The organism is Pseudomonas sp. W3I7 (assembly GCF_030816095.1).
GTDB lineage: Bacteria > Pseudomonadota > Gammaproteobacteria > Pseudomonadales > Pseudomonadaceae > Aquipseudomonas > Aquipseudomonas salomonii.
The window spans coordinates 3,683,822-3,697,527 of the sequence record NZ_JAUSXP010000001.1; the positions used below are offsets into that span (position 1 = coordinate 3,683,822).

General features: G+C 56.0%; 13 protein-coding genes and 1 pseudogene. 11 read left to right on the forward strand and 3 right to left on the reverse strand.

The window, feature by feature from the left end:
* Positions 1–858 carry an SDR family NAD(P)-dependent oxidoreductase gene (locus QF043_RS16920; protein WP_307419436.1) on the reverse strand — a complete coding sequence of 286 codons (858 nt, stop codon included), beginning with the start codon at positions 856–858 and terminating at the stop codon, positions 1–3.
* Between the two features lie 149 nt (positions 859–1,007).
* Between QF043_RS16920 and QF043_RS16925 the strand changes: the two genes are divergently transcribed.
* The 8 genes and pseudogenes from QF043_RS16925 to QF043_RS30800 all read left to right on the forward strand — a co-directional run.
* The gene (locus QF043_RS16925) at positions 1,008–1,973 is read left to right on the forward strand and encodes a LysR substrate-binding domain-containing protein (protein WP_307419437.1); all 966 of its coding nucleotides are present in this window, start codon (positions 1,008–1,010) and stop codon (positions 1,971–1,973) included.
* Between the two features lie 249 nt (positions 1,974–2,222).
* On the forward strand, positions 2,223–3,866 hold the full coding sequence (locus QF043_RS16930) for a GMC family oxidoreductase (RefSeq protein ID WP_307419438.1): 1,644 nt from the start codon (positions 2,223–2,225) through the stop codon (positions 3,864–3,866).
* Between the two features lie 324 nt (positions 3,867–4,190).
* On the forward strand, positions 4,191–4,937 hold the full coding sequence (locus QF043_RS16935; protein ID WP_307419439.1) for an AAA family ATPase: 747 nt from the start codon (positions 4,191–4,193) through the stop codon (positions 4,935–4,937).
* Between the two features lie 392 nt (positions 4,938–5,329).
* Positions 5,330–5,923: a fasciclin domain-containing protein gene (locus QF043_RS16940; RefSeq protein ID WP_012724510.1), complete on the forward strand. Its 594-nt coding sequence runs from the start codon at positions 5,330–5,332 to the stop codon at positions 5,921–5,923.
* Positions 5,924–5,978: 55 nt separating this feature from the next.
* Complete coding sequence (locus QF043_RS16945) at positions 5,979–6,614, forward strand: sigma-70 family RNA polymerase sigma factor (protein ID WP_043205415.1); 636 nt, start codon at positions 5,979–5,981, stop codon at positions 6,612–6,614.
* Positions 6,611–7,285, forward strand: a complete 675-nt coding sequence (locus QF043_RS16950) for an anti-sigma factor domain-containing protein (RefSeq protein WP_012724508.1) — start codon at positions 6,611–6,613, stop codon at positions 7,283–7,285. The genes QF043_RS16945 and QF043_RS16950 overlap by 4 nt, the downstream gene beginning before the upstream one ends.
* 609 nt (positions 7,286–7,894) lie before the next feature.
* The gene (locus tag QF043_RS16955) at positions 7,895–8,188 is read left to right on the forward strand and encodes a hypothetical protein (protein ID WP_056859523.1); all 294 of its coding nucleotides are present in this window, start codon (positions 7,895–7,897) and stop codon (positions 8,186–8,188) included.
* A 259-nt stretch (positions 8,189–8,447) separates the two neighbouring features.
* Positions 8,448–8,568: pseudogene (locus tag QF043_RS30800) on the forward strand (hypothetical protein); the annotation flags it as partial.
* A 9-nt stretch (positions 8,569–8,577) separates the two neighbouring features.
* On the opposite strand, the gene QF043_RS16960 reads toward QF043_RS30800, so the two are convergent.
* On the reverse strand, positions 8,578–9,792 hold the full coding sequence (locus QF043_RS16960) for an aldose 1-epimerase family protein (RefSeq protein ID WP_307419440.1): 1,215 nt from the start codon (positions 9,790–9,792) through the stop codon (positions 8,578–8,580).
* A gap of 279 nt (positions 9,793–10,071) precedes the next feature.
* Positions 10,072–10,659 carry a TetR/AcrR family transcriptional regulator gene (locus QF043_RS16965; RefSeq protein WP_307419441.1) on the reverse strand — a complete coding sequence of 196 codons (588 nt, stop codon included), beginning with the start codon at positions 10,657–10,659 and terminating at the stop codon, positions 10,072–10,074.
* Positions 10,660–10,808: 149 nt separating this feature from the next.
* Here QF043_RS16965 and QF043_RS16970 point away from each other — a divergent pair, with 149 nt between their 5' ends.
* From QF043_RS16970 to QF043_RS16980, 3 genes are all read left to right on the forward strand, one after another.
* Positions 10,809–11,909 (forward strand): alkene reductase, encoded by a 1,101-nt coding sequence (locus QF043_RS16970; protein WP_307419442.1) that lies wholly within the window; start codon positions 10,809–10,811, stop codon positions 11,907–11,909.
* 39 nt (positions 11,910–11,948) lie between these two features.
* Positions 11,949–12,737: an SDR family oxidoreductase gene (locus tag QF043_RS16975; RefSeq protein ID WP_307419443.1), complete on the forward strand. Its 789-nt coding sequence runs from the start codon at positions 11,949–11,951 to the stop codon at positions 12,735–12,737.
* A gap of 82 nt (positions 12,738–12,819) precedes the next feature.
* Complete coding sequence (locus QF043_RS16980; RefSeq protein WP_122725935.1) at positions 12,820–13,689, forward strand: alpha/beta fold hydrolase; 870 nt, start codon at positions 12,820–12,822, stop codon at positions 13,687–13,689.
* Positions 13,690–13,706 lie beyond the last annotated feature (17 nt).

Here is a 13,706-nt window from a genome sequence, read left to right on the forward strand (position 1 = left end):
TCAGATTCCGTTGATGCTGCGTTCTGTAGAGGTTGCGTTGCCCTGCCACTGGACAAGTTCCTGCTCAACTTTGGCCATTTTTGCACGCATTCCGCCCATCGCATCGGCACCCAAGGCCGCGTGTACGGGTGGATGATCCGCCTCCATCAGGTTGATAATCGCCAAAGCCCCTTTTCCTGGAACATTCGGCTGCTTACCTTGCAGACCACCTATAGCTACACGGAACTTACCGACGGGTGTGCCTTCATAGTCATCGATTTTTTGCTCGACGTAAGCCAGTGAGCGCCCCGCAAATTGGGTCTCGAATACACCGATGGTCAACACAGTCGTGGCGATGTTAAAGGGTGCAAGTTCACCTGCCAGTGCTTCACCCAGGATGTCAGTAGCGCCCTTCGCGGCCGAGTACACGCCCATGCCCGGGTAGCCAATGAAGCCACCGATTGCGGAGAATTGAATGATGTGCCCGCTGCGCTGCTTGCGCATCGCAGGGGTCACAGCGCGAATGATGTTCAGGCCGCCAAAAAAATTCAGATCGAATACACGCCGCGCTTCTCGATCCGTCATTTCTTCAACCGCACCCACTGTGCCAGCACCCGCACAGTTAGCGACAATGTCGATACGGCCAAAGTGAGCCAGCACCTGGGCCACACCCGTTTTGACCGCCATATCGTCTGTCACGTCTACCAAAACGCCCATGCCCTGCGCGGCATGTTTACCGTTATAGAAATCCACTTCTTCTTGCTTGCGAAAGGTGGCTGCGACTAGCGCACCTTTTTCCAGCAGTTGATGCACTAACTCGCGCCCCAATCCCGATGAGGCACCAGTAACGAGGACGACTTTGCCATTTATTGATTTCATTCTCTGCTCCGGGGTTTGGCTATTTACCGGATGTTAGGTATTGGGCCTCCCCCCAACAAGCCGGTTTGGCCAGATGCAACTTCCCGCTCATTGGACGCTCCTTCCCAGCGAAACATTGCCAAATAACCACATAGTTCTAGACGGTACCCTTGGAACTCTTCAAGATTAAAAATTGCCTTCCTATGATTGGGCCATACGTGAATCGGCTGGACCTGAACGATCTGTTTATTTTTGTCAATGTGGTCGATCGCGGTGGGTTTACTGCCGCAGTTGCAAGTACCGGTATGCCCAAGTCAACGCTTAGCCACCGCATGCAACAATTGGAGGGCGAATTAGGTGTGCGTTTGCTCAGCCGAACGTCGCGTCGCTTCGGTATGACCGAGGCAGGAGAAGAGTTTTACCAGCACGCGCTGGCCGCGCTGCGAGAAGCAGAGATGGCAGAAATGTCAGTGCGTCAGCGGTTGTTGGAGCCCGTCGGGACCATCCGGTGTACCGCTGGAGTCGCGACCATGAATTTCGCCATGGCGGGCATGATCGCTGACTTCCTTCGTGTCTATCCCAAGATCAATATGGTCGCTCATGCGGCCGATCGAACCATCGATATTGTTGGCGAAAATTACGACGTCGCCATCCGGGCGCATGAGGCTCCATTGCCGGACTCCGATCTTGTCCAGCGCATGCTCGGGGTCGCGCCCTGGTTTCTGTTCGCCGGATCAAGCTATCTGGCCGAACATGGCGCACCGGCCACGCCAGCGGAGCTAAGCAACCACGCCTCGATTTTCTTTGCGCGAGCTAATGCCCCCATGAACTGGCGGTTGCGCCATGTCACTCTATCGATCGAAGAAATTGCTGTGCCCATCCTGCCGCGGCTGCAAAGCGAGGACATGCTCAGCCTGCAACATGCAGCCATCAGCGGGCTTGGGATTGTGGCCCTGCCGAGTTACATCGCGCGGGCGGCCGTTGCGCGTGGTGAGCTTCATCGAGTTCTGCCCGAATGGATAGCTGGCGATGCCAGGATCACTGCACTGGTACCTTCCCGCAAAGGATTGCTGCCGTCAGTACGTGTTTTCTTGGATCACTTGGCTTCGGAGTTTCCCAAGATCCTCTTGCTGTAAAGCCATCCTTAATACGCTGGGCAGATCGTTTCAGCGGCTTCTCCACGAATACAGCACATTTTTTACCGAATACAGCAACTACGGCCGCACTACCGAGCGGGTAGGCGCCGAAGATAGGGTGAGTTCTCGACGTCCATTCCACCGGACACAGATTCCAGAAACCCCGTCTTGCTGGGTCAGGTACGCGTTCCTACCATGGTTTCTTGCCTCTCATCCTCGACGGCACTAACGATACCTGATCTGGAATCTATGACTTTGACAATCACACGACGCGGCGCGATAGCTTTGGGAGCACAGGCAGTGCTGGTTGCAATGACGGCAGGCGCTGCTACGTTTGCCTCTGGTGCAACGCGCAGCTCCAGTAAAACTAAAGAGACGCCTCGGACTGGCAAGCAGTTTGATGTGGTGATCGTCGGTGGTGGATCTGCCGGTGCCGTCCTTGCAGCACGTCTCAGTGCCGACCCGCTGCGCAGTGTGCTGCTGCTCGACGCAGGTCCCGACTTTGCGCCCGACCGGTATCCAGCAGTGCTGACGAACGCCGACCTAGTTGCCGCTTCTCCCGAATACGACTGGCATTACCATAGTGACGACTCAGCTCGGATAGGTCACGACATAGCCATCCCACGCGGCCGAGTGATCGGTGGTAGCTCCGCGGTCAATGCTGCTGTGGCGATGCGTGCGCGCCCTGCCGATTTTGCGCGCTGGGCCGGACGCGGAATCGAAGGTTGGGCTTGGCCGGAAGTGCTGTCCGCCTACCGAGCGATGGAAAACACGCCCACTGGCGAAGATGCATGGCATGGCCGTACCGGCCCATTTCCAGTGCGTCAGCGCACTGCTGCGCAGAATACTGTCTCAATGCGTGCTTTCGTGGCGGCTGCCGAGTCAGTTGGACTGCCGCACGTGGATGACTTCAACGGCGCACGTCAGCACGGCGTAGGTCCCTACCCGTTGAATGTCATCAACGGCACCCGAATCAATACCGGCATGGCTTACCTGAGTGCAGACGTGCGGGCTCGCGCCAACCTCACTATCCGCGGCCACGCTGAAGCCGACCGCGTCCTGATAGAACGAGAACGCGCCATAGGTGTATTGCTAGTAGACGGCGAGATAGTTCCAGCCGGCGAAGTGATCCTGTCGGCCGGTGCCATAGGCAGCCCCGCTATCCTGCTGCGCTCCGGTATCGGCCCACAAGGCCATCTTCGCGAGATGGGAATCGCCACCGTCGCTGATCTACCGGTAGGTGAACGGTTGCAAGAACATCCGTTTTTCTTCAACGTCTACGCGCTGAAGACCTCCGCAATTGCTATGACCCCAGCCGGCGGCGCTATCGCCTGGACTCGCTCGCAACACGCCGCACCGGACGATCTGGACTTACATATCTCCGGTACACACCTGATCGACCCAAAGGCAAGCCCTACCGGCGGTGCGATAGTGTTGGCATGCGCCGTCACATTACCTAAATCCAACGGTAGCGTACGCTTGACCAGCCGTGACCCCCGAGTTGCGCCGAACATTCGGTACAACTTTTTTGAACAGGAAAATGACTTGGATCGCATGGTCGAAGCTGTAGAACTGTCTCGCAAGATTGGCCGCAGTGCACCGTTTGCTGACTTGGTTGACCATGAAATGACACCGGGTAGCAGCGTACTTGAAGGCAAGGCTTTGCGACAAAACATCGTAAACAATGTCGCCGGCTATCAGCACCCCACGTCGAGCGTGCCGATGGGCGCGGACGGTGACAAGGCCGCCGTAGTCAACAATTGGGGCGCGGTGCGAGGTATCGCGGCACTGCGTGTTGTGGATGCCTCTATCATCCCGGATATCCCATCGGTGGCGACAAATCTTACTACTATCATGCTAGCCGAACGCATTGGTGCCCACCTGACTCGATAATTTCCCCGAACGCAGCGTAAAACTGGAGCATCAATGATTGGATCGCTAAAGCCGAACTCTGCAATAAGAACCATAATCTGAAATTGAATAAAATATACGGAGACCGTTGAGCAAACGCCGTCAATAGACGATAAATTGCAAGTTAGAAGTTTGGCCGAAACAGCGCCGCAACTGCGGCGCGAGCCAAGAATGGTTTATTTTTATGTCGGACATATCTAGTGCTTATAAAGAAGAGCCAAACTACAGAAAGACTATTTATAATTACCCTAAGTATCACACATATAACTATAACCATCAAATAAGATAAATAAAGCCAGGAAGTTAATGCCTTACATTAAGAAAATTGAAATCTTAGAGAACTATAGAGAAGAGAATAATTTCCCCTTCTATTTGCCTTCAATTCAATCAATTAGCAAAATCGAGCTTCATCCCGTGATAAATTTTTTCGTTGGAGAAAACGGTAGCGGTAAGTCAACCCTCTTAGAGGCTATTGCAGTTTCATGTGGCTTTAATCATGAGGGAGGCAGTAAGAATTTCAAGTTTTCTTCCAGCGATGAAAAATCCCTACTGTCCAAGGCATTGCGCTTGTCACGCACAGCAAAGCGACCTCGAGATGGCTATTTTTATCGCGCAGAAAGTTTTTATAATGTAATTACAGAGATGAATAAGTTGGATTGCGGACCTGGCGGGCCAGCTATTAAGGACTCATACGGGGGAAACGATCTTCATACGAGGTCTCATGGGGAGGCTTTTATGGATCTGATTTTACATCGATTCGGAGGAAACGGATTGTATTTACTAGACGAGCCTGAATCTGCGCTATCTCCCCAACGCCAATTATCTCTGCTGGTACGTATAGCGGAACTCGCAAAACAAAATTCGCAGTTCATAATTGCAACTCACTCACCAATTTTAATTGCTTACCCGGGCGCCAGAATTTGGGAGTTTACCAATAGTGGATTGGTAGAGAAGGAATATTCAGAAACTGAAAACTACCTAATTATGAAAAGTTACTTTGCTAACCCTGAAAGCTTTATGAGCAAACTATTTGATGAAAAGCATGATTTTTAGTTAGTTCAGGCACTGAAGAACATCGATGGCTAGAGCGTTTATCAAGATCGCTGGCGCAAAAAAATGAATTGTTGCCGATCGCGGCTTAATAAGTACGACGGCATTATTGCCTTGTTTAGCGTAGATCGAGATGCCGCCGATTTTGAGGAGAATGGCCACTTCTTGCCGATTTCTGCCTGTCACGAGGGGCAGAAAACGGCCAAAAGCAGCCGTGCACAAAAAACACCTTCTAGCTGGAATATGGCCACCTTGCTTAAGAAGCAGTGGTCACTGGATCGCGTAATTTCCAGATCACAAAAAAACTGAGGTATTGCATCCATTCCGAACGCCGCCACGTATATCAAACACGGACAGACCTTCCTGGCCGAATCTCCTCATAAAGGATCATCGCGATGAAAAGCATTTCGATCAAAACGCCATTGATAGTCGGCCTCCTGACCTTGGCGGCAGGTAGCGGCTTAGTGTTCAACGCGGCACAGGCAGCGACGATGAGCCACGACAGCGTAATGGTAGGCGGGCAAAGCATGTTGCCGAGCAAGGACATCGTTGATAACGCAGTAAATTCCGCAGATCACACGACCCTGGTCGCCGCTGTCAAAGCTGCCGGTCTAGTCGACACTCTCAAGGGCAAAGGTCCCTTTACCGTGTTCGCACCGGTCAATTCAGCCTTTACTGCTTTGCCCGCCGGAACCGTCGATACGTTGCTGAAGCCGGAAAACAAGGCAACCCTCAGCAAGATCCTCACTTACCACGTTGTGAGCGGCAAACTGGACATGGCCACCCTTGCCGAAAAGATCAAGGCCGGTGGCGGTAAGGCCGAACTTACCACTGTCTCAGGAGGCAAGCTGTGGGCAATGATGAATGGCCCGCACAACATCACCATCAAAGACGAGAAGGGTAACGTCGCCGACATCACCACCTATGACGTGTACCAGTCGAACGGTGTGATACAGGTCATCGATAAGGTGCTGATGCCGAAAAGTTGACTGACATCGCCGGTCGCCATCCGCAGGATTGGCGAGTTTTCCGAGGAGCCCACCCGTGAATGGAACAACAGCGCGCTGTGGGCTAACCTCTGGCTGCAATCGACATTTAGCACCTCACGACTTAATCGTTTGGAGAAAGGCTATTCCAATCGCCGACATCGACCAACTCAAACACCTTTTAGCCCAGTGCTCCCTGGGTGATCGACGCGCATTTGAAACGCTGTATCGTAGCGTGAGTCCGCGCTTGCACGGCGTGGCTTTGCGGCTCATGGGACGTTCGGATCTCGCTGAAGAGGTGCTGCAGGAAAGTTTTGTGCGCATTTGGAACAATGCTTCACGCTACCAATCCCACCTGTCCGCGCCGATGACCTGGATGATCAGCATAACGCGAAACCAGGCCATCGACCAATTGCGAAAATATCGCGACCGTCCGCTGAATGATCTCGACGCGCAGATGTTGGTCGATGACAGCCCCTCGGCACATGAGCAACTGAACAGTTCCCGTGAGGCCAGCACATTACATCGGTGCCTGGATAAGCTAGAAGGGATGCAACGCCAGTCGATCACCATTGCCTACTTTGGGGGACTCTCCTGTTCAGAGTTGGCCGAACACCTTTCAGCACCGCTAGGGTCGGTGAAGTCTTGGATACGCCGGGGCATGGAGCATCTGCGCAGGTGCCTTGAGTCATGAACTACCAAACTCCAAGTATGCGTCGCGCACTTGCCGCCGACTATGCCATCGGGTTGATGCCGCACACCGCACGCCGGCGCTTTGAGCAACTTTTACTAAAAGACTCGGAACTTCGCGCGGAACTTGCGCAATGGCAGGAATGCCTCATGAGCCTCACTGAGGCTCTGCCTGAACAACCTGTACCGGATCGTGTTTGGCGCAAAGTTACGGCTCGCATAGATCCGCAAACAATGCAGCTGCCTATGAAACGGCCTCTCTGGAACTGGCTCCGAATGACGATCGCAGCATGTTCACTCGTAGCAGCAGTATCGCTAAGCGTTATCTACAGCCGTGACGATGTACGCTACGGTGCCACGTTGTATAGCGCTGACGCACAGTCTTGGATGAGCATTGAAACGCGAGAGGACTACCTGAGAATCAAACCGCAGGCGTTAGCGAAAGTTGAAAAGGGTCGTAGCCTGCAAATGTGGCTTATTCCGCTAAGTGGCAAACCCGTGTCCCTTGGGGTGATACCGCCAGGTGGAGATGGGGAGATTAAGTTGGCCAGCGCGCAGAAAGCTCTCATGGGTGAGTCAAGCACTTTGGCCGTCAGTCTTGAACCCGATGGCGGATCGCCGACAGGACAGCCGACAGGTCCGGTGCTTTACCAGGGCGCGCTTACGGTACTGTAACTCCGTGGCGGTAAGTCTTTAAATCTTTTCGTGAGTAAACGACTCAATGATCGGTCGTCCAGAGTTCGAAGCCAGCTCAACCGACTCATGAGTAGTGAACGGCAGCTTCTGGCCGTTTGCTGCCGTTCACGTTCGACGGCTCTCAGCTATTGGCGTCCGGTTACACTAGAAGCAAGTCGACCAATTTCTACCAGCTATGCACGTAGCCCTGCTAGGGGCTCCCGCTGCAAACGACTGAGCAGGCCGAACGCGCATGGCTGCGCAGGCCTGTGAACCTAGCCAAATCTTCCTGACCTAGGGATGGAAAAGTTAATGACTGAGGTTGATACATCCTCTCAGTTGCACCCTGGCTAACCACACCTTATAGTTCGCCCCGTCGCCAGCCATGGCCAGCGACAGGGTTTCGCAGCCCTAAAAACTATTACCAGTACCGTCAAACCCGACGCAGCCGATTCACAGCTGTCTCTCGTTTTATGGCGGTTGTGCGTGGGAGACCTTCGGGTCTGCCGGGTCTGGTAATAGTCCTCCGGTCTGCGAACCCGCGCACAGCTGCCACCCGTTTGTTTCGCAGCAAAAGGTGGCAATTTTTCTTTTTTAAGGACTATTACCATGACAACTCAACACCCGCCCCGCCGCTTCACCCCCATGTCCCAAACCGCAACCGAATACCCTGTCCTGCTCATCGACAGCGACGCCCCGCTCAGCGAGCTGCACGCCTGCGCCAGCGAGCGTCTCAATGCTGCCCTCGCCTACCTGCACCTGATGGCCTGTTCCAATGTGTCCGACTACGCCGAGCATGACGTTAATACCGTCGCCAATACCGCGCGGATCATGATCCAGGATGTGTCGGATGTGTTTACGGTGATGGAGCGACGCGGGTTTGATGTGCCTGCTGTGAGTTGATGTGATGTGAGCTGTGAGGAAACCCGCTTTGGCGGGTTTTCTGGTTTTTGTGGGGCTGAAAATGGGGGGTTGATCTCGCCTTGTTGGTGGCTGTGCCGCCGCTTTCGCTGCCTCGCTGGGGCTCGAGAGCTCCCACAGTTTGAAGTGTGCTCGTCACCGGTTTGGCGTAATTTTGAGGGCTCAGCTTCGCCATCCGATGCGTGCTGATGATTGTATGTCCCGAAAAGCAACTTTCGGCCTACAGCGGGCAGTGCCCGAATCGTTGCGAGCAGCCCATCAAATGCCCAAGGTCGCGCGCTCGGTGGCGGACCTTGAACAAGCCGACGGAATCAGACGCGAACACTTCGGCCGAGGAGCTGCAATATTGGCCGACAATGCTCCAGCCGGAGTCACTCCTTGGTCAGATCAACCAACGGGGTCTGCCGCACTTCAGTCTCCCGCCCATCCTGAATCTCGCTCACCTGCTTCAAGGCCTTATCCACCGCTACCTTATCCGCTAACAAGCTGTAGCTGATGCGGAACTGCTTGTGTTCCTTGGGCCCAATTGTCGGTACCAGGTTCAGTGGCCGCTGGTAACGGCGGTTGTAGGAAAAACTTGTCCCTGGCTCCAGCCCCGTGACATAGCCCTGGCCTTGGGTATCGGTGTTTTTCCACAGGGAAAACACCGGCAGTGTCTGGGTATTGAAGCCGACCGCAACACCCAGGCTGCCGGCCTTGTTATGCAACACGGTCAACGTATCGCCCTTGGCATCGGCATACGGCACTACGTTGTAAACTGTTTCGTCGTAGTCCTTGGTCGGTGCGCGGTAGGTTTGCCAGTCGGGCAGGTCGCCCTTGGCCTTGTCGTTGAACGGCGACACCTGTTTCACCGGCGCGGCGAAACGAGCGCCCTGCTCCAGGAACGGGGTGCTGAAGTTGCTGTGATACAGCGCCTGGTATTCCTTCGGGTAGTCGCCGTTGTTGGTCAGGGTGTCGTTGAGGGCGAACACGACGCTGCCGGGTTCGGTCACCAGTTCGGTGGCGACCGAGAAGTCGACCTTCTTGAACGCCTGCTCTTTCAATTCGCCGCGCAGGGTGATGGCGTACGGTGGTTTTTCATCGATATGCAGCGTGACTTTGTTCGCAGGAATGTTGGCGGCCCGACCGTGCAGGGTCAGCAGTTCGCCGTTGTCGACGCCGGGGTGACCGACCCATTCGTAGCCGCAGCGTGCGACCAGTTCATTGAAACCTTCCAACCAGCCCAGACCACCACGACCATTGAGTTCGATGAAGGACGGATTGACCACTTCCTTGACCGGAGAATCCCAGCCCATGCGCACACTGCCGACCGAGGCCTGCAAGACGTTCATGCCGCGAGTCGGCACTACCGAGAGTTTCATGGTGCCGTTATCAATGTCGACGATGCTGACGCCCTCCTGGCGACCGCCGTGCAAGGTGCGCAGGGTAACGCTGAAGGGCTTGTCGGTTTTTATTCCGAGTTGCTGGCTGGTGATCTGCCAGCTCTGGGCGGCTTTGTCGGTGTCGAGCAGAACGTAATCCCAGGCCATGGCGTGGGAGGCAGCGGACAGTGCGCTGAGGGCAACGAAGAGTTTAAGCGGGGTCATGGCGACAGCCTTTCTTGGAGTTGTGCCATTTTTATAAACTTGATGAAACGTTTCAGCAAGCTAAAAATAGGGTTAACGCCGATGAGCTTGGCAGCGGGCAGTGAGCGTAAGGCAAGAAACGGTAATGTCGCTGATAGCCGCTTGCTGACCTTCGTTACAGTCAGCAATCGGCCAAAAGCCCGTCATTCGCGGCCCATCGTTTTGGACTCAAATTAACGTTCTGCTCCGAGCATAATCATCGCATTTTTACTGAAGCGACTCTTTGAATGAGCGCCGTCTCTACACCGGCTCCACCGCATCGACCGGCAATGAAGCAACCATTTCTGCCCGGCACACTTCAAGTATTTCATCAGCAAGTGCGGAGTCATCCGGGCAGGCGCGCGACAAGATAATCGCGCCGACGGCACGTGAAAGCAGGTCGATTATTTTCTTTCTGCCCTCACCCGACTCGGGATCCGTTGCTGTCGGGTATTTCTCTTCCAGCGTCTGCAAGGTGTGCTCTATGCCTTCGGCGAACGTCGCTTTCACATCGTCCGCCTGACGCGCCGCGTCGCCACACAGCGCGGCCATCGTGCAACCACTGCCGCGTGCGTCGCGATGTTCTCTATTCACGTAGACATTGATGAAGCCCGGAACATCCAGAGCTTGGGCGGCTGTCAGCGATTTGGCCAGACTGCACGCCGAGGCTTCGGCCATCAGGTCGGCCTTCGACCCGAAATGTTTGTAGAAACCACCATGAGTGAAACCAGCGGCCGCCATGAGATCAGCAACGCCGACGCCGTCAAAGCCCCGCTCACGGAACAGCTCAGAGGCGGTTTCAACGATGTGCTCTCGATTTGCCTGCGCCTGGGCCTTGGTTACTCTCATTTGCAATACCTCGTGTTTCCCGGGAAATCCTCAGTCGGATGATACATAGATGTCACCCATAATCAAAATTGTTGACAGTTTAGATTTCGATCATCATCCTAATTGCAAGCACCACTGATCTTCATCAACGGGCACGGAAGATTCATCAGATGACCAAGCAGACTCTGTTCACGCCTTACCTACTCGGCAGCCTCACGCTATCAAACCGCGTCGTTCTCGCGCCACTGACACGCAACCGCGCCGGTCAAGGCTTGGTCCCTAGCGAATTCGCGGCGACCTATTACAGCCAGCGCGCCAGCGCCGGCTTGCTGATCAGCGAGGCCACGCAGATTTCCCGGCAGGGGCAGGGTTACCAAGACACCCCGGGAATCTACACGCCGGCACAAATCGACGGCTGGCGCGCCGTGACTGATGCCGTGCATGCCAAGGGAGGGAAAATCTTTCTGCAACTGTGGCATGTCGGCCGCGTCTCGCACGTCGACCTGCAGGAAAACGGCGCTGCCCCCGTGGCCCCTTCTGCGCTGCGCGCCGCCACCAAAGTGTTCGTCAACAACCGCTTCGAAGACGTCTCCGAGCCACGCGCCCTGGACATCAGTGAACTGCCGGGAGTCGTCAGCGACTTCCGTCAGGCGGCGGCCAATGCGATCGCCGCTGGCTTCGATGGCGTGGAAATTCACGGTGCCAACGGCTACCTGCTCGATCAATTCCTCAAGGACAACGCCAATCTGCGCACCGATGCTTACGGCGGCTCGATTGAAAATCGTGCTCGTCTGTTGCTCGAAGTGACGCAGGCTGTGGTTAGTGAGATCGGTGCCGACCGCACCGGTGTACGCCTGTCACCCGTGTCGCCGGCCAATGGTGTATCCAGCAGCGATCCGCAGGCGCAATTCGATTACGTCGTAGAACAACTCGACGCCCTCGGCGTGGTTTACCTGCATGTGGTCGAAGGCGCGACCGGCGGCCCGCGTGACGTGGCGCCCTTCGATTTCGCCGCCCTGCGCCAGCGCTTCAAAAACACCTACATCGCCAACAACGGCTATGACCTCGATCTGGCCACCTCGCGGCTCGCTGAAGACCAGGCAGACCTGATCGCCTTCGGTCGCCCCTTCATTGGCAACCCGGACCTGGTGGAACGCCTGAAACGTGGCGCGCCGTTGTCCGCGTTCAATCCCGCCACCCTCTATGGCGGCGGCGCGGCAGGCTACATCGATTACCCGACACTGGCTGAATCGAGCGTCAGCGCACGCTGAGCTCGTTCTGTTTCTCATATCCTGAAAGAGAGATACCCCATGAGCACTCGCCCGACTGTTTTGATCACTGGCGCCTCCACCGGGATTGGCGCCGTCTACGCCGAACGCTTTGCACAACGCGGCCACGATCTGGTGGTGGTTGCCCGCGATCAGGCGCGCCTGGATGCACTGGCCGCGCGCTTGCGCAGCGAACACAACGTCACCGTCGAGGTGATCCCGGCGGACCTGACTCAACCCGGCGACCTGAGCAAGGTTGAAAACCGTCTGCGCGACGACGCCCACATCGGGATCCTCGTCAATAACGCCGGCGCTGCACTGTCCGGTCATTTTGTCGAGCAAAGCACCGATAAAGTGGCGCAACTGATCGCCCTCAACACCACGGCGCTGGTTCGGCTCGCCAGCGCCATCGCTCCACGCCTGGCCAAGGCCGGTGAAGGTTCGATTATCAACATCGGTTCGGTTGTAGGCCTCGCGCCGGAATTCGGCATGACGGTCTACGGTGCGACCAAGGCCTTTGTGCTGTTCCTGTCCCAGGGTTTGAGCCTGGAACTGTCGCCTCAAGGCGTCTACGTGCAGGCCGTGCTGCCGGCCGCCACGCGTACGGAAATATGGGATCGCTCCGGCGTCGACATCAACACCCTGAGTGAAATCATGGAAGTGGGCGATCTGGTGGATGCCGCTCTCGTCGGCTTTGATCGTCGCGAACCCGTGACCATTCCGCCGCTGCACGAAGCGGAGCGTTGGGATGCCCTGCAGGGCGCACGACTGGGCCTGATCGGGCAAATCCGTCAGTCCGCGGTGGCTCAGCGTTACCAGACTCCAGAGTGATCTTCAGGCAGTGAGCATTTGGGGCGGATTCGATGCAAGTGCAAGGCGCTGCATCGAATCCGTCCAGAAATCGGGAGTGGTAATGAATTCAGCCCAGACAAATCCCCCTTCGGGTTCGCCAACGTCGTTCATCAACGCGGCGAACCAATCGATCACGGTCAACGGTATTCCATTCGCCTACCGCGATATCGGCCCCACTACCGGTGTGCCCCTTGTCATGTTCAACCATTGGGGCGCGGTGCTCGATAACTTCGATCCCGCAATCATCGATGGCCTGGCGCAAACCCGACGCGTCATTACCACTGACTATCGTGGCATCGGCGGCTCGGGTGGAACCGCGCCACTGACCGTTGGCGAGATGGCCGACGATGCCATTCAGTTGATCCGTGCGCTGGGGCTGGAAACCGTTGATGTGCTTGGATTCTCCCTCGGCGGCTTCGTCGCTCAGGACATCGCTCTGAAGGCGCCTGATCGGGTGCGGCGGTTGATTCTGACCGGCACCGGGCCGGCCGGCGGCAGCGGTATCGGCAAAGTTGGCGCAGTGTCGTGGCCATTGATTCTCAAAGGCTTGCTGACCCTGCGCGATCCGAAGTTCTACCTGTTCTTCACTTCTACGGCCAACGGCCGTCGATCTGCCGCGCAGTATTTGCAGCGCCTGCAAGCCCGCAAGAACAATCGTGACCAAGGCCCGACGCCCCGTGCTTTCCTGCGCCAGTTGAAAGCGATCACTGCGTGGGGCAAACAGCCGCCGCAAGACCTCGAACGCTTGCAGGCACCCGCGCTGGTCGTCAACGGCGACACCGATATCATGGTGCCCAGCATCAATTCGTTTGAACTGGCCAAGCGTATCCCCAACGCAGAGCTGGTGATTTATCAGGATGCCGGTCACGGCGGGATTTTCCAGCACCACGTTGATTTTGTGGCCAAGGCGCAGGCGTTCCTCGATGCCTGACCACGCACCGGCTACCC